The organism is Devosia sp. SL43 (assembly GCF_021729885.1).
In the GTDB taxonomy this organism is placed as follows: Bacteria; Pseudomonadota; Alphaproteobacteria; order Rhizobiales; family Devosiaceae; genus Devosia.
In genome coordinates this window covers 2314632-2330750 of record NZ_CP063401.1, presented here as the reverse complement: position 1 = coordinate 2330750, position 16119 = coordinate 2314632, and the positions used below count along the sequence as shown (strand labels likewise).

The 16119-nt window shown below is 64.1% G+C and carries 17 protein-coding genes; 8 read left to right on the top strand and 9 right to left on the bottom strand.

The window, feature by feature from the left end; genetic code table 11:
* Nucleotides 1–39 precede the first annotated feature (39 nt).
* Nucleotides 40–1242: an ABC transporter substrate-binding protein gene (locus tag IM737_RS11420; protein ID WP_236894032.1), complete on the bottom strand. Its 1203-nt coding sequence runs from the start codon at nucleotides 1240–1242 to the stop codon at nucleotides 40–42.
* A 230-nt stretch (nucleotides 1243–1472) separates the two neighbouring features.
* Between IM737_RS11420 and IM737_RS11415 the strand changes: the two genes are divergently transcribed.
* From IM737_RS11415 to pyc, 3 genes are all read left to right on the top strand, one after another.
* A complete protein-coding gene (locus IM737_RS11415) occupies nucleotides 1473–2537 on the top strand; it encodes a glycine betaine ABC transporter substrate-binding protein (protein WP_236894030.1) in 1065 nt (354 codons plus the stop codon).
* Between the two features lie 112 nt (nucleotides 2538–2649).
* Nucleotides 2650–3063, top strand: a complete 414-nt coding sequence (locus IM737_RS11410; RefSeq protein ID WP_236894028.1) for a TIGR01244 family sulfur transferase — start codon at nucleotides 2650–2652, stop codon at nucleotides 3061–3063.
* Between the two features lie 102 nt (nucleotides 3064–3165).
* Nucleotides 3166–6606 (top strand): pyruvate carboxylase, encoded by a 3441-nt coding sequence (gene pyc, locus IM737_RS11405; protein ID WP_236894026.1) that lies wholly within the window; start codon nucleotides 3166–3168, stop codon nucleotides 6604–6606.
* A gap of 208 nt (nucleotides 6607–6814) precedes the next feature.
* Here the strand turns inward: pyc and IM737_RS11400 are convergent, their stop codons facing one another.
* The 3 genes from IM737_RS11400 to IM737_RS11390 are packed head-to-tail and all read right to left on the bottom strand — an operon-like array spanning nucleotide 6815 to nucleotide 8342.
* Complete coding sequence (locus IM737_RS11400) at nucleotides 6815–7117, bottom strand: YkvA family protein (RefSeq protein WP_236894024.1); 303 nt, start codon at nucleotides 7115–7117, stop codon at nucleotides 6815–6817.
* Between the two features lie 50 nt (nucleotides 7118–7167).
* Nucleotides 7168–8136, bottom strand: coding sequence for an arabinan endo-1,5-alpha-L-arabinosidase (locus IM737_RS11395; protein WP_236894022.1), 969 nt, complete (start codon nucleotides 8134–8136; stop codon nucleotides 7168–7170).
* The gene (locus IM737_RS11390) at nucleotides 8133–8342 is read right to left on the bottom strand and encodes a DUF4287 domain-containing protein (RefSeq protein ID WP_236894020.1); all 210 of its coding nucleotides are present in this window, start codon (nucleotides 8340–8342) and stop codon (nucleotides 8133–8135) included. Before IM737_RS11390 ends, IM737_RS11395 begins: the two co-directional genes overlap by 4 nt.
* A 93-nt stretch (nucleotides 8343–8435) precedes the next feature.
* Here IM737_RS11390 and ispG point away from each other — a divergent pair, with 93 nt between their 5' ends.
* Complete coding sequence (ispG, locus tag IM737_RS11385) at nucleotides 8436–9710, top strand: flavodoxin-dependent (E)-4-hydroxy-3-methylbut-2-enyl-diphosphate synthase (RefSeq protein WP_442874126.1); 1275 nt, start codon at nucleotides 8436–8438, stop codon at nucleotides 9708–9710.
* Nucleotides 9710–10087 carry a hypothetical protein gene (locus IM737_RS11380; protein WP_236894016.1) on the top strand — a complete coding sequence of 126 codons (378 nt, stop codon included), beginning with the start codon at nucleotides 9710–9712 and terminating at the stop codon, nucleotides 10085–10087. The genes ispG and IM737_RS11380 overlap by 1 nt, the downstream gene beginning before the upstream one ends.
* Nucleotide 10088: 1 nt before the next feature.
* Here IM737_RS11380 and IM737_RS11375 read toward each other — a convergent pair whose 3' ends face one another.
* The 5 genes from IM737_RS11375 to IM737_RS11355 all read right to left on the bottom strand — a co-directional run bounded on the left by IM737_RS11375 (nucleotide 10089) and on the right by IM737_RS11355 (nucleotide 13129).
* Nucleotides 10089–10592: a GNAT family N-acetyltransferase gene (locus IM737_RS11375; protein WP_236894014.1), complete on the bottom strand. Its 504-nt coding sequence runs from the start codon at nucleotides 10590–10592 to the stop codon at nucleotides 10089–10091.
* A gap of 1 nt (nucleotide 10593) precedes the next feature.
* Nucleotides 10594–10950: a hypothetical protein gene (locus IM737_RS11370; RefSeq protein ID WP_236894013.1), complete on the bottom strand. Its 357-nt coding sequence runs from the start codon at nucleotides 10948–10950 to the stop codon at nucleotides 10594–10596.
* Between the two features lie 147 nt (nucleotides 10951–11097).
* Nucleotides 11098–11583, bottom strand: a complete 486-nt coding sequence (locus IM737_RS11365) for a YbaK/EbsC family protein (protein WP_236894011.1) — start codon at nucleotides 11581–11583, stop codon at nucleotides 11098–11100.
* An 8-nt stretch (nucleotides 11584–11591) separates the two neighbouring features.
* On the bottom strand, nucleotides 11592–12224 hold the full coding sequence (locus IM737_RS11360; RefSeq protein ID WP_236894009.1) for an MOSC domain-containing protein: 633 nt from the start codon (nucleotides 12222–12224) through the stop codon (nucleotides 11592–11594).
* Nucleotides 12225–12226: 2 nt separating this feature from the next.
* Nucleotides 12227–13129, bottom strand: coding sequence for a polyprenyl synthetase family protein (locus tag IM737_RS11355; RefSeq protein WP_236894007.1), 903 nt, complete (start codon nucleotides 13127–13129; stop codon nucleotides 12227–12229).
* Between the two features lie 245 nt (nucleotides 13130–13374).
* Between IM737_RS11355 and IM737_RS11350 the strand changes: the two genes are divergently transcribed.
* The 3 genes from IM737_RS11350 (at nucleotide 13375) to fumC (ending at nucleotide 15920) form a co-directional block, all read left to right on the top strand.
* Entirely contained in the window at nucleotides 13375–14091 is a 717-nt protein-coding gene (locus IM737_RS11350) for a transglycosylase domain-containing protein (protein ID WP_236894006.1), read from the top strand.
* 129 nt (nucleotides 14092–14220) lie between these two features.
* On the top strand, nucleotides 14221–14400 hold the full coding sequence (gene rpmF / locus IM737_RS11345; protein WP_236894005.1) for a 50S ribosomal protein L32: 180 nt from the start codon (nucleotides 14221–14223) through the stop codon (nucleotides 14398–14400).
* A gap of 119 nt (nucleotides 14401–14519) precedes the next feature.
* Complete coding sequence (gene fumC / locus IM737_RS11340) at nucleotides 14520–15920, top strand: class II fumarate hydratase (protein ID WP_236894004.1); 1401 nt, start codon at nucleotides 14520–14522, stop codon at nucleotides 15918–15920.
* Nucleotides 15921–16119 lie beyond the last annotated feature (199 nt).

Genomic DNA, 16119 nt, shown 5'->3' with positions numbered 1-16119 from the left:
ATCGCTCCCGGGCCTCAAATCATTCAGGCGAAATCCAGACTACTGGATCTGGCCCTTCTCGACGAAGGCGCCGCCTTCGACCGCGAGTTCGACGATGATGCCGTCAACGTCGCCGGCTGCGTCGAAATCGAGGGCGCCACCGGCACCTTCATAGTCGATGTCGGTGCCGGCTGCGATCAGCTCGGCAGCCTTGGACCATTCGCCGGGCAGGATCTTCTCGCCGGGTGCCGAGGCGACCTCGCGCAGGGCAGCAGCCAGGCCTTCACGGTCAGCCGAGCCGTTCTTGGCGATGGCCAGGGCCAGCAGGAACGCGGCGTCATAGGCCTGCGGAGCGTAGGTGGCGTTGGCCACGAAGCCGTCGCTGGTGAAGGCGTTGTAGATGTCGACAGAAGCGCCCGAGGGGGCACCGGCGCGGGTGGCGATCAGGCCTTCGACGGCAGCAGCGTCGATACCGGAAAGCAGGTCGTCGCCGACCATGCCGTCACCGCCGACGTAGGTGGTGAAGTTGCCGGATTCGACGGCCTGGCGCAGCACGGTGTTACCCGAAGCGTTGGCATAGGCCAGGATGACCAGGTTCTGCGAAGCGGTCAGGTTGCCCAGCTCGGCGCGGTAGTCGGCCTTGCCTTCTTCATGCGCGACGTTGGCAGCAACGGTGCCGCCGGCTGCGGTATAGGCAGCGCTCAGGGCATCGGCGAAGCCTTTGCCGTAGTCGTTGTTGACGTAGGTGATGGCGATGTCCATCACGCCCTTGGCGATCAGCAGCTCAGCCAGCTTCACGCCCTGGAGCGCGTCCGACGGGGTGGTGCGGTAGACGAGGTCGTTGTCTTCCAGCGTGGTCAGGGCCGGAGCCGAAGAGGCCGGCGAGATGAACACGACATTGCCCGACAGACCCGAGCCGTTGAAGGCGCCGATGGTTTCGCCGGTGCAGAGTGCGCCGACGATGCCGGTGACGTTGTCGGTGTTGATCAGCTTGTCGGCAGCAGCGGCAGCGGCGGTCGCGTCGCAGGCACCGTCAGCCGAGATCAGGCTCAGTTCGCCGCCCAGGATACCGCCCTGTTCGTTGATCTGCTTCACGACCAGTTCGGCGCCGGCAAAGATCGGCGGGGTCAGGGATTCGATCGGGCCGGTGAAGCCGCCGATGAAACCGATGGTCGCGCCGGTGTCCTGAGCGATGGCGGGCGCGGCGACAACGAGTGTCGAGGCGGCAACGGCCAGGGTCAGGGTTTTCTTGAGATTGAGCATTTACGTCCCTCTGCTGGGTCATTCCGTGGGGCGGCTCTTGCATGAGCCAGTCTTCCATACGGAACAACGCGATAAAGGGGGCGCAACCCGCGCCCCGCTGGCGGCGACTGTTGCACATTTGTTAAGCCGGAGTCACCGGGTTTTGATTGGCAAATCAAGCCGCCGCGACTGTTGCTTAACGGGGCAGGTTTTTGCATAGAGTGAAGGGCTTGGGCGGGAGTGGTGATAACATGACGGCATGGCGATGGGGCGGCGCGATGCTGGTCTTGGCGGCGCTGGCAGCAGGGCCGGCCCAGGCGCAGATCACGGTTCTCGATCAGGCGCAGGACGCGGCCGGTCAGCCGGTGCCCGCCGAAACTGAAGCCGGGGCGGCGCCGGTCGATCCGGACGCGCCGCCGCCGCCATGCGGCATCCAGCCCTTCAACATCGCCCGCATGAGCTGGCCATCGGCCGAGCTGCTGGCGGAAATCCATGCGCGTCTGCTGGCGCGCGAGTTCGGCTGCGAGGTGCGGGTAACCCCGGGCGATCTGGCGGCCACCGGCTCGTCCATGGGCTCGACCGGCCAGCCGGCGGTGGCGCCCGAAATGTGGACGACCCGCGTCGCCGAAGTGTGGAATGCCGGGGTTGAGGCGCAGATGCTGCGTCCGGCCACGCCGACCTATGTCGAGAGTCAGTTCGAAGGCTGGTACATTCCGGACTATGTTGCAGCCGCGCATACAGAGCTGACCACAGCCGCCGGGCTGGCCGCAGCGCTGCCGACGCTCAATGCCGGCGCCAAGGTGCGTTTCATCTCCTGTCCGATCGACTGGGGCTGTTCGCTAATCAACCGCAACCTGATCGCGGCCTATGGCCTGTCGGGTCTTGTTGATATCGTCGAGCCGGCCAACCGGTTCGAGATGGATACGCTGATCGCCGAAGCGGTGGGCAAAAGCGAGCCGGTGCTGTTCTATTACTGGCAGCCCAATGCCGTGTTGGCGCAGTTCAGCTTCCTGGCGCTCGATATGGGCGCCTATGAGGAAGAAGCCGCCAAGTGCCTGGCGCGCCTTGCCTGCCCGACACCGGTGCCCAGTGCCTTTCCAGCCGAAAGCGTGGTGGTGGCACTCAGCGAATGGGTGTTCACCGACATCCCCACTATCGCCGCCTATTTCCAGCGCACCAGCCTGCCCCTGCGCGAAATGGATGTGCTGCTGGCCCAGCTCAACGAGCCCGGCGCGACGGTCGAGGGCATAGCCGACAAGTTCGTCGCCGAACGCGAGGATATCTGGCGTGCCTGGGTCGGGGCGGGGGCGCCATAGACCGCCGCATGACAGCTTCGCGACAGGCGGACCTTCGTCGCAGTTGCGTCCTGTGCAAGGCGACGGATATAAGGGGCGTGGGGAAGCCTTACGTGGCAGCGGGAGTAGTGACTTGGATTTGAAGCGGATCAACGATCACGTCAGCGTTTCAGGGCAGATCCAGCCCCAGGACGTCGCAGCGCTCAAAGCCGCCGGTTTCGTCGCCATCGTCAACAATCGTCCGGACGGGGAATCACCCGACCAGCCGCCGGGCGCCGATATCGAAGCGGCCGCCAAGGCCGCCGGGCTCGACTATTATGCCATCCCGCTGGGCCGTGAAGGGGTTTCCCCCGACATGGTCGAAAAGACCAAATCGGTGCTCGAGGGGAGCGCCGGTCCGGTCTTCTGCTTCTGCCGTTCGGGGACGCGCTCGACCACGTTGTGGGCGCTGAGCCAGGCCGGTGAGGCGGATGCAAGCGAGATCATTTCGCAGGCGGCCGAGGCCGGCTACGACATGAGCCATCTCGCCGGGCATCTCAGCCGCTAGATTTGAATTCGACGGTTGTGACGGGCAACCGTCCTGACCGTCCGTAGTTACCTGAGCCGACCTTCATGGTCCTCAACCCCTCCTGCTCGGAACGGTATATATATGCCCATCAAGAAAATCCTCGTCGCCAACCGCAGCGAAATCGCCATCCGCGTGTTCCGCGCCGCCAATGAGCTTGGGCTCAAGACGGTGGCCGCCTATGCCGAAGAGGACAAGCTGGCGCTGCACCGGTTCAAGGCCGACGAGGCCTATCTGATCGGCAAGGGCAAGGGCCCAGTCGAGGCTTACCTCCAGATCGACGAATATATCCGCATCGCCCGCATTTCGGGGGCCGATGCGATCCATCCCGGCTATGGCCTGCTGTCGGAATCGCCGGAGTTCGTCGATGCCTGCGAGGATGCCGGCATTATCTTCATCGGCCCGCGCGCCCAGACTATGCGCGACCTCGGCAACAAGGTTGCGGCGCGTAATATGGCGATCGCGTCCAATGTGCCGGTGGTCCCGGCCACCGAGGCGCTGCCTGATGACCCCGAGCAGATCAAGAAGCTCGCCGCCGAAATCGGCTACCCGCTGATGCTCAAGGCGAGCTGGGGCGGCGGTGGTCGCGGCATGCGCCGCATCATGGATGAAAGCTCGCTGCTGAGCGAAGTCAGTGAAGGCAAGCGCGAGGCCAAGGCTGCGTTCGGCAAGGACGAGATGTATCTCGAGAAGCTGGTCGAGCGCGCCCGCCACGTCGAAGTGCAGCTGATCGGCGACGATCACGGCAATCTGGTGCATCTGTTCGAGCGCGACTGCTCGGTGCAGCGGCGCAACCAGAAGGTGGTGGAGCGGGCGCCGGCGCCATACCTAAGCACCGAAACGCGCAAGGAGCTGACCGACGCGGCGGTGCGCCTCGGCAATGCTGCCAGCTATCGCGGTGCCGGCACGGTCGAATTCCTGATGGATGCCGATACCGACAAGTTCTACTTCATCGAAGTTAACCCGCGCATCCAGGTGGAGCATACCGTCACCGAGGAAGTGACCGGCATCGACATCGTCAAGGCGCAGATCCACCTGCTCGACGGCGCTGTCATCGGTACCCCGGAATCGGGTGTGCCTTTGCAGGAGGATATCCACCTCAACGGCAATGCCATCCAGTGCCGTGTGACCACCGAAGACCCCGAGCAGAACTTCATCCCCGACTATGGCCGCATTACCGCCTATCGTGGCGCCACTGGCTTCGGCGTGCGCCTCGATGGCGGCACGGCCTATGCCGGCGCGGTCATCACCCGCTTCTACGATCCGCTGCTGGAAAAGGTCACCTGCTGGGCGCCCTCGGCTGAAGAGGCCATCGCCCGCATGCATCGCGCCCTGCGAGAGTTCCGCATCCGCGGCGTGCAGACCAACCTGGCCTTCCTCGAAAACATCATCACCCATCCGGACTTCGTCGAGAACCGCTACACGACGCGCTTCATCGATACGACGCCGGAGCTGTTCAACTTCAAGCCGCGCAAGGATCGCGCGACCAAGCTGCTGAGCTACATCGCCGACGTGACGGTGAACGGCCATCCTGAGGTCCGTGACCGGCCCCGTCCGCCGGCCGAAGCCGCGGCGCCGGTGCTGCCGGAATTCCCGGCGCTTAGCGTCGTCGAGGGCAGCCGGCAGATCCTGGATCGTGACGGCCCGGCAGGGCTGGCAAAGTGGATGAAGAAGCAGTCCCGCGTGCTGTTTACCGATACGACGATGCGCGATGCGCATCAGTCGCTGCTGGCGACTCGCATGCGCAGCTTCGACATTACCCGCATCGCCCAGGCCTATAGCCGTGGCCTGCCGAACCTGTTCTCGCTCGAATGCTGGGGTGGCGCGACCTTTGACGTGTCGATGCGCTTCCTCAACGAAGACCCATGGGAGCGGCTCGCCAAGGTGCGCGAGGGCGCGCCCAACATCCTGACGCAGATGCTGTTGCGCGGCTCCAATGGCGTTGGCTACACCAATTACCCCGACAATGTGGTCAAGTTCTTCGTCGAGCAGGCGGCCAAGGGTGGCGTGGACATCTTCCGCGTCTTCGATTGCCTCAACTGGGTCGAGAATATGCGCGTCTCGCTGGACGCGGTGATCGATGCTGGCAAGGTGGCCGAGGGCGTCATCTGCTATACTGGCGACGTGCTCGATCCCGATCGCGCCAAGTATGACCTCAAATACTATGTCGGTTTGGCGCAGGAGCTGGAAAAGGCTGGTGTGCATGTGCTCGGCCTCAAGGACATGGCCGGCCTGCTCAAGCCTGCTGCCGCCAAGAAGTTGATCGCGACTTTGCGCAACGAGACCAACCTGCCGATCCACCTCCACACCCACGATACGTCAGGGGCGGCCTCGGCCACGGTGCTGGCGGCGGTGGATGCGGGTGTGGACGCGATCGACGCGGCAATGGACGCGCTCTCGGGCACGACCAGCCAGCCGACGCTGGGCTCGATCGTCGCGGCTCTGGCCGGCGGCGACCGTGATCCAGGGCTCGATGCCAAGGCGATCCGTCAGATTTCGTTCTACTGGGAGGCGGTGCGCACGCAGTATCGTGCCTTCGAGAGCGATCTCAAGGGCGGTGCGTCCGAAGTGTACCTGCACGAAATGCCGGGCGGCCAGTTTACCAATCTCAAGGAGCAGGCGCGTTCGCTCGGCCTTGAATCGCGCTGGCACGAGGTCGCGCAGACCTATGCCGACGTCAACCAGATGTTCGGCGATATCGTCAAGGTGACGCCATCATCCAAGGTGGTCGGCGACATGGCTTTGGCCATGGTCTCGGCCGGCCTCAAGCGCGCCGATGTCGAAGATCCCAATAGGGATGTCGCGTTCCCGGACTCGGTCGTCGGCTTCTTTGCTGGCGATCTGGGCCAGCCGCCGGGCGGCTTCCCCAAGGCGCTGCAGAAGAAGGTGCTCAAGGGCCGCGAACCGCTGACCGAACGTCCCGGCTCCTATCTCAAGCCGATCGATCTCGAAGCCGAGCGCAAGAAGATCGCGGACGAGGTTGGGCATCCGATCGACGATTATCGCCTCGCGTCCTACCTGATGTATCCCAAGGTCTATTCGGACTTCGAAAAAACCCAGGACCGCTACGGTCCGACCGAAGCGCTGCCGACGCCGGTCTATTTCTATGGTCTCGCCGAAGGCGACGAGCTGTTCGTGGATATCGAGAAGGGCAAGACGCTGGTCCTGCAATATCTCGGCCGCGCCCCGACCAATGAAAAGGGCGAGGTCCGCGTGTTCTTCGACCTCAACGGCCAGCCGCGCACCATTCTGGTGCCGGATCGCCTCAAGGTCGGCGAGGTCAAGGTGCGGGCCAAGGCAGCGCTCGGCGATGCCAAGCAGGTCGGCGCGCCGATGCCGGGCGTCATCTCGACGCTCAACGTCAAGGAAGGCCAGAAGGTCATGGCCGGCGACGTGCTGTGCTCGATCGAGGCGATGAAGATGGAAACGGCCATCCATGCCGAGGTCGACGGGGTGATCGCGGAACTGCTGATCAAGCCGGGCGACCAGATCGACGCGAAGGACCTGCTGGTCCGGTTCGAATAAACGAAAGGCCCGGGAGACCGGGCCTTTTTGCTTCACCTTGCCACGCCCTCGTGGTTCGAGGCTCGTGAAGAACTCGCACCTCACCATGAGGTTACTCTTTGTCTTTGTCTTTGTCTTGGTCTTGGTCGCGGACAGGCTGGGCTCGGTATCCCAGTAGCCTCATGGTGAGGTGCGCCACTTGGCGCCTCGAACCACGAGGCGTGGCAGCCTAAAGCCGGCGCGCCCGCCCATCAATCGTGCGCTCGTTGCGCTCGCGGTGATCGGCCTTCACCTTGACCGGCAGGCGCGACACGATCCAGCTGACCATCAGTGGCACCAGCACGATGTCGTCGACCCAGCCGAGGAACGGGATGACATCGGGGATGATGTCGATCGGGTTGACCAGATAGAACGCCGTGAACAGTGTCGCGGCCTTGAGATAGAGCGGGGTTTCGGGCGCGAAGAAGGCCTTCCAGAGCTGGACGACTTCCTTGCGAAAGAGGACGAGGCGGGGGAGGAGCATGTTCATCATGGGTGATAAATGGTCCTTAGCCGGGATGGTTCAAGGCCGGGGCGATCACATCATTGCAATGGCGCGATGGTCGGCCAGCCGTCTTCCCATTCGATTGGCGTCAAATACAGGTTCGGCGTGCCGCCCTGCAGCCGGTTGTAGAAGTGAAACACCAGCCAAGGCGCGCCATCGCGTTGGAAGACTTCCTGGCCGCCGGGGCCGATGAAGCGGTCCTGCGTGCTGACCAGTTCGCTGCCGCCGCCTTCGAGCATCGGCTTACCGTCCTTGTCCAGATAAGGCCCCTCGATCGTGTCGGCGCGGCCGACCATGATGCGGTAGGTGGAGTTGATGCCGCGGCAGCAGGCGTCGAACGAGACGAAGAGGTAGAACTTGTCATCGTGTTCGAGGATGGCCGGGGCTTCCACAGCGTCGCCCTTGCGCGAGGCGATGAAGCTGGCTTGCGCACCCTCCAGCACCATGCCGCTCTCCGGGTCGATTTCGACCAGCCGAATGCCCTGCCAATAGGAGCCATAAGTCAGCCAGGCACGCTCGCCGCTGTCGATGCGGAAAGGGTCGATAGCGTTGAAATTGTCTGACACGACCGATTGCAGCACCAGACCCTGATCGACCCAGCCGGACGTCGGGTCCGCGGCCTTGAGGTCGTCATTGGTCATCAGGCCGATGACGCTGGTATTCTTGCCGAAGCTCGACACCGAATAATACATGTAGTGGGTGCCGTCATGCTCGGTCACCGATGGGGCCCAGATGTTCTTGGGCGGGTAGCCGAAGATGTCGATGACCCATTGCGGCATCTTGCCCGGAAGAGCGCCGGCCTCCTGCCAGTCGATGCCGTCTGGCGACGTCTTGGTGCGAATCTGCCCACCGTCGCTCGAGCCTTCGACGCCGGTGGCGAAGGAGGCAAAGCCGTCGTCGAGCACAGCAATCGTCGGGTCGTGGATAGCGATGTTGCCAGTCAGGCCCTGTGCGAAAACAGGGGCGACGAACAGCGCTGCGGCCAGCGCCAGCCCGAAGCGCATCATGTCAATTCACCGCGATCACGAAGCAGCTTCACCACGGCCATGGCATGGCCATGACCCAGCTTATACTCGGCCTTGAGCCAGTCGGTGATCGGCGTTGCCTTGGTGCCGGGCGCGGTCAGGCCCTTGGCCCTGGCCAGGTTCACCCATTCATCGGCGCCGACGCCGGTCTGTTTTTCGATATTGTCGATATAAGCCTGGAAGGTCATGGCGGTCTCCTCGCTCCATTCATAGCAACAACGAACCGGGTGGCAAAACATCGACATGCTCCGGCAATATTGCGCGCTCAACCTCAGAGGCTTATGTGTCGTCATCAGGTAGGCAGAGGTAGCGATATGTCCGGTCCAGCGCCGCGCAGGCATTCGGTAGGCGTCAGTGTCGGCGGCGTAATGGTTGGCGGTGGGGCGCCCGTCGTCGTCCAGTCGATGACCAATACCGATACCGCCGATATCGATGCGACGGTCAAGCAGGTGATGCAACTGGCGCGCGCCGGTTCGGAAATCGTGCGCATCACGGTCGACCGCGACGAGAGCGCGGCCGCGGTGCCGATCATCCGCGATCGGCTTGCCGTCCTGGGCTATGACGTGCCGCTGGTGGGCGATTTCCACTATATCGGCCACAAGCTGCTGACCGATCACCCGGCCTGCGCCGAGGCCTTGGCCAAGTACCGCATCAATCCGGGCAATGTCGGCTTCAAGGCCAAGCGCGATACGCAGTTCTCGACGCTGATCGAGATCGCCAACAAGTATAATAAGCCGGTCCGTATCGGGGTGAACTGGGGTTCGCTCGACGAGGAATTGCTGACCAAGCTGATGGACGAGAATGCCGCCTCCGCAACGCCGATTTCGGCCGCCGCCGTGCAGCGCGAGGCGATCATCCAGTCGGCATTGCTATCTGCCCGCCGCGCCGAAGAGCTCGGCATGGGGCGCGACAAGATCATCCTCTCGACCAAGGTCAGCGACGTCCAGCACCTGATCGCGGTCTATCAGGATCTCGCCGCCCGCTGCGACTATGCGCTGCATCTGGGCCTCACCGAAGCCGGCATGGGCACCAAGGGCGTCGTGGCCTCGTCGGCGGCGCTCGGCATCCTGATGCAGCAGGGCATTGGCGACACCATCCGCATCTCGCTGACACCCGAGCCGGGCGGCGATCGCACCACCGAGGTCAAGGTGGCGCAGGAGCTGCTGCAGACCATGGGCTTCCGCCAGTTCCTGCCTGTTGTCGCGGCGTGCCCTGGCTGCGGCCGCACCACGTCCGACACATTCCAGCATCTGGCCAAGGATATCCAGGATCACCTGACGGCCTCAATGCCCGACTGGAAGGAACGCTATCCGGGCGTGGAAACGCTGTCGGTGGCCGTGATGGGCTGCATCGTCAACGGCCCCGGCGAGAGCAAGCACGCCAATATCGGCATCTCTCTCCCCGGCACGGGTGAAACCCCGGCTGCACCGGTGTTTGTCGATGGCGAAAAGGTTGCGACTTTGCGCGGCGCCGATGTGGCCGACCAGTTCAAGGTGATGGTTGCGGACTATATCGAGCGCAAGTTCGGGACGGGGCAGAAATCGGCGGCGGAGTGATGCCACCCCGGTTCCCCTTCATCACCCAGCAACCGCGCGATGATGGCTGCGGCGTGGTCGTGTTGCAGATGCTGACGGGCAAGTCCTATGACGCCCTGGCTGGCATGATCGGCTGGGCTCCCGAAGACGTCCACTACAGCACGTGGAAAGAGCTGACCGGCGTCCTGTCGGCGCTTGGCTGGGATATCGGCGAGCCGCGCAAGGCGGCCGGTTGGAGTGACGTCTCGGGGCTTTCGGTGGTTCACGTCGAACCTGACCACTTCATGCTCTACGATGCTGAGAATGGTGATTTCTACGATCCGGCGCAGCTCTCGGGCCCCGAGCGCGAGAGTTCGCTTGTTCCCATGAGCTACCTCACCGTGCGCCCGCCGGAATAACCTAGAGCGTCTTGCTCATGATGACGCTGCTGTAGTTGGTATGCCCCCACTGCGCATGCTCGATGAAGCGATAGCCCTGCCGCCCATACCAGGAAACCAGATGTGTGGCCGGTTCGGCGGTGTCGAGCGCCAGTTCGGGCGTGGCATCGGCCCGGCACTGGTCTTCGGCCAGCGCCATCAGGCGTAGCCCGAGGCCGCGCGATTGCAGGCCCGGCTCGACCGCGAACTGGCCGATGGAGGCGACATCAGGCCGGTCATACCAGGGTGAACCCTTGGTCCTGTCGGCCGGACGGTAGAGGATCGTGCCGCAGATCACGCCATCGGTGACGGCGACGAAACACCGGCCACTGGCCACACGCTCGCGCGTCACGTCGTCGGATTGATGGGTCGCCATGTAACGCAGGCCCTGCGCGGCGAGCGGCGCATAGGCGCGGTGCAGCAACTGCGTCAAAGCGGGGATGGAATCGCCGGGCTGCAGTGGCCGGATGATCGGATCGGCGGTCATGTCAGAGCAGCCACGCCGCGATCAGAACCACCAGCAGCTGTACCGCTCCGACGCCAAGCGGGCCCCAGACCGCATATTGCTTGCCGGTCTGCGTGCCCACGGCGGCGTCGATCAGCTGGATGATACCGGAGAGCAGGCCGAGCCAGACCAGCGCATTGGCATCGGCGCGAAAGGCGGCGAGCAGGATCACCAGCAGCAGAGCGACCGAACGCGCGGCACCGTAATAGGCGAAGACGCGCGCGGTAGGGGTGCCTTCGCCATCCTTGACGATAAAGCCGGGAAAGAAGATCCCCGCCACACAAAAGCCGGTGCCGATGGCAGCGCCCAGGACGGTGACGATGATGAGCAGCGCGAGCATCTGGTCTTCCTCTGATTGGGCCTTTTGGTAAAGCCACACCCACCGGACGTCACCCTCGGGCTTGACCCGAGGGCACTGTACTTACCAAACGCTCGGCAAGTGAAGAGCCCTCGGGTCAAGCCCGAGGGTGACGATCTGTGGTGATCGTCATTCCGTGTCGGCCGCCACGCCCGGTGGCTGGCAGGCATCGACCCATTTGTTGCCGCAGAGCGCGGCCAGTCGCGCTACGCTCAGCCGCACCGAGGCGTGGGTGTCGCCACCCGCCGGGATCATCTCATCATAGACCTTGATCGAGGCGTCCAGATAGATCGGCAGCGGTGCCGGCAGGCCGAAAGGGCAGACGCCGCCGACCTGGTGGCTGGTCAGGCGCAGCACGTCCTCGGGGCCCAGCATGCGCGGACGTCCGCCAAAGGCGGCTTTGGATTTCTGGTTGTCCAGCCGCGCATCGCCGCGGGTCACCAGCAGCAGTTCTTCGCCGTTGACGCGAATGCATAAGGTCTTGGCGATCTGGCCGGGTTCAACGCCATGCACCACCGCGGCGAGCTGCACCGTGGCGGTCGATCCCTCGGTGACCTCCACCACGAGGTCTGGGGCGCGGGCGGCGAGATCGGCTTGGACGGAGGCGAGGGACATGGAGACTCTCAGAACAGGTCGGCGAGGCGGGTTTCGTATTTGAAGCGGGTCTTTTCGCGGATCGGGGTGGCCAGGGCACGGCGCATGAAGTCGCCAGGTATCTCCTTGGCGCCGTCAAAGCTCATCAGCTCGCTAACGGTGACGCGCTCGCCGGCAAAGGGCCGGTGGTCCACCGCCATGCCTGGTGTGACCTCGCCCGGCGACAGCACCCGGCAATAGGCGCCGGGGCGGTTGGCCCGGTGGAAGGTCTTGACCCACATCTTGTCGCCCATCAGGGCGGCAAAGGTCATGCAGGGCGTGCGGTGATAGGTGACCTCGAGCAGCACTTCGCCGAGGGCGAAGCGGTCGCCGACGGCCACCTCGCGGCCGGTGACACCTGAAATGGTCAAGTTGTCGCCGAACAGCCCCGGTTCGAGCCGGCGGCCCAACTGGTCGGCCCAGAACTGGTAGTCGTCGGCGAAGTAGACGTAGATCGCCTGATCCGGTCCGCCATGGTGCTTAGGATCGCAGACGGCGTCACCGACGAGACCCAGGCGCTCGATGCGGGCCCGTTCCAGCGAGCGCTTGTGGATGCCGGTCAGTGGCGCGTAGCCCACAATGTGCTCAGCTGTGCCGCGGTTGACGCTCAGCAGTTCCGCCATGGCTAGTGCTCCCGGCTGGCGAAGTAGCGGGCCGTGGCGCGCAGTCCATCGGCCTTGGGACCGAAGGTGCGCAGGCAGCCCAGCGCGTCGTTGACGGTCTGATTGAGCCGCGCTTTGGCGCCATCCAGGCCCAGCGTTGCCACCAGCGTCTGCTTGCCCCGGTCGGCATCCTTGCCGGTGGCCTTGCCCATGGTCTCGGCTGATGCGGTGACGTCGAGAATATCGTCGGCTAGCTGGAAGGCCCGGCCCGCCGCCTCGGCATAGGCAGTGAGCACTGCCAGTGCGCGGGCGTCGGCGCCGCCCAGGATGGCGCCCATGCGGACGCTGGCGCGGATCAGCGCGCCGGTTTTCATCGCCTGCATGGTGGAAATCTCGTCGCCGGAGAGGCCGGCGGCCTCGCCCTCGATATCGCGCATCTGCCCGCCGACCATGCCGCCGCCGCCGGAGCCGGATACCAGCTCGGCGACCAGCGCGATGCGCACGGCGGGATCAGGGTGGCAGGCGGGATCGGCCAGCAGGCCGAAGGCATGGGTCAGCAGGGCGTCACCGGCCAGGATCGCGGTGGCATCGTCATAGGCTTTGTGGACTGTGGGCCGGCCGCGCCTGATATCGTCGTCGTCCATGGCCGGCAAGTCGTCATGCACCAGCGAATAGCAATGTACCATTTCGACGGCGAGCCCGGCGGTCAGCGAAGCCGTCGGAGGCACGGTGAAGATCGCGGCTGCCTGGCGCACCAGCAACGGTCTGAGCCGCTTGCCGCCGGCCAGGCTGCCATGGCGCATGGCTGAAACAAGGCGTTCGGGGGCAGGGCCGGGGCCGGACAGGCGCGCGGCATCGAGCCGGCTGTCCAGCGCGGTTTCAACAGCGTTGGCACAATCGGCCAGGTCGGCGGGAAAATCGTACATGGCTTGTTGCTAGCGGTTTGGCGCGGGAGCGGCAAGATGGTGCATGGCAGGCGCTTGCTGCACCCACCGGCCGTCACCCTCGGGCTTGACCCGAGGGGACTGCACTTACCAAACGTGCAACAAGTATAGAGCCCTCGGGTCAAGCCCGAGGGTGACGATCGGGGCAGGGCGTGTTCGGTAGCCACCTTAACCGCAACGGACAATTCCCGCTTCCTCAGCATGACTTGCGTGGCTATGGAAAGCGCATGGCAAGACGGCGCAAATCCACGGGCATCTGGCGCATTCTGCGCTGGCCGGTCTATGCGCTGGCAGTGCTTGTCGCCATCCCTGTTATCCTGACCCCGATCTACCTCTTCGTCGACCCCGTCTCCGTCCCCATGCTCGAACGGTATCTCACCGGCCGGCCAGTGGTGCGCGAATGGCGTGACATGGCTGACATTTCCGACCGCCTCAAGGCCTCGGTGATCCTCTCCGAAGACGGCCAGTTCTGCCGCCATTGGGGTGTCGATCTGGGCGCGCTGCGCGAAGAGGTAGAGCGCTACATGGAGGGCGAGGATGCGCGCGGCGCCTCGACCATCACCATGCAGGTGGCGCGCAACCTCTTCCTGTGGAATGGCCAGAGCGTGGTGCGCAAGGCGCTGGAAGTGCCGCTGGCCTTCTATGTCGACCTGATCCTGCCCAAACATCGCATCATGGAAATCTATCTCAACATCGCCGAATGGGGGCCGGAGGGGCAGTTCGGCGTGGCGGCAGGGGCCGAGCGCGCCTTCGGCATCGTGCCGCAGAACCTGGACTGGCGCGCGGCGACACTACTTGTTACCGCATTGCCCAATCCCATGCTGCGCCAGCCGGGCCGGCCATCGGCGGGGATGGTTCGGATCGCCGGCATCATCGAGGGCCGCGTGGCAGAATTCGGCGAGCGGGCGAGTTGCGTGGGCGAGGGCGGTCGGCTCAGTTTGTAGCTTGATCTGCGTCCACAAATCCCACTAGCCAAGCCGTCGCTTCTCCTCTATAGAGCCGGTCAATCCCATCAGAGATAAGTCTCTGGGCCGCTCTGGCGGCGCAACGATATTGAATTCGGAGTACCGATCATGGCAGTGCCAAAACGCAAGACCTCGCCGATGAAGCGTGGCTTCCGCCGTTCGGCCGACGCTCTTGCCACCTCGTCCTATGTCGAAGACAAGGACTCCGGTGAGCTGCGCCGTCCGCATCACGTCGACCTCAAGACCGGCATGTATCGCGGTCGCCAGGTTCTCGAAGCCAAGAAGTAAAACTAAAGTCAGGCGGCGCGATGCGCTCCTTGCTGATATCCAGGCGGCCGATCCTCTGAACAGGGTCGGCCGTTTTTCTTTATGCCGCCGGGGGCGGCGTCCCATCTTCGGAGACTGCCATGACGATGCGCGTTGAATCGGACACCATGGGCACCATCAACGTGCCCACCGACAAATATTACGGCGCGCAGACCGCCCGGAGCTTGGCCAATTTCGATATTGGCGGCGAGAAGATGCCCACCGAGATCATCCATGCCTTTGGCATCCTTAAGAAAGCGGCGGCCCTGGCCAACCACAAGCTGGGCCTGCTCGACGAAAAGACGCGCGACCTGATCGTCGCCGCGGCTGATGAAGTGATTGCCGGCCGGCTGGCCGATCACTTCCCGCTGGTGGTGTGGCAGACCGGTTCGGGCACCCAGTCCAACATGAATGTCAACGAGGTCATCTCCAACCGCGCCATCGAAATGGCAGGCGGCACCATGGGTTCCAAGAAGCCCGTACATCCCAATGACCACGTCAATATGAGCCAGTCGTCCAACGACACCTATCCGACGGCCATGCATATCGCTGCCGTCGAGGCGCTGGAGAATTATCTGTTCCCACGCGTCCAGGTGCTGCGCGATACGCTGCATTCCAAGGCAGAAGAGTTCATGGATGTGGTCAAGATCGGCCGCACGCATCTGCAGGATGCGACGCCGCTGACGCTGGGCCAGGAAATTTCCGGCTGGGTCGCCCAGATCGACTATGCCGTCGCCGCCATCAAGGCGACGCTGCCCCAGCTCAAGGAACTGGCTCTGGGCGGCACCGCCGTCGGTACGGGCCTCAATGCCCATCCCGACTATGCCGTTGCCGTTGCCGGGGAGATCGCCGGGCTGACCGGCCACGACTTCGTCACCGGTCCCAACAAGTTTGCGCTGCTGGCCGGCCACGACGCCTTTGTCGGCACGTCGGGCGCGCTCAAGCAGCTGGCCGTGGCCTTCATGAAGATCGCCAACGACGTGCGCTGGCTGGCCTCCGGCCCCCGTTCGGGCCTGGGGGAGATCACCATCCCCGAGAATGAGCCGGGTAGCTCGATCATGCCGGGCAAGGTCAACCCGACCCAGTCGGAAGCCATGACCATGGTCGTCGCCCAGGTGATGGGCAATGACGCGGCGATCGGTTTTGCCGCCTCGCAGGGCAATTTCGAGCTCAACGTGTTCAAGCCCGTCATCGCCTACAATTTCCTGCAGTCGGTACGGCTGCTTGCGGACTCGGCCCGCTCCTTCAACGACAACTGCGCCATCGGCATCCAGCCCGATCGCGCCCGCATCCAGGAACTGGTCGACAAGTCGCTGATGCTGGTCACCGCGCTCAACCGCAAGATCGGCTACGACAACGCCGCCAAGATTGCCAAGACCGCGCACAAGAACGGCTCCACGCTCAAGGAGACGGCGATCGCGCTCGGCCTGCTGACCGCGGAAGAGTTCGACGCCGAAGTGAAGCCGGAACAGATGGTCGGACCGCTCAAGCTCAAGAAGTAGGGCGGCCTGACCGCTCAACACGCGCGATGTCATTCCGGCGAAGGCCGGGATCCATGTCCGCATTTCGCCACGACGCCGGTTTGCGCGGATGACCACGGACCTGGATTCCGGCCTTCGCCGGAATGACACCGTGGGTGGGATGCTTCTGCGATGCTTGCCAAGCGCGCTGCGCGGGGCCAATCTCTCGCATCGCATTGGG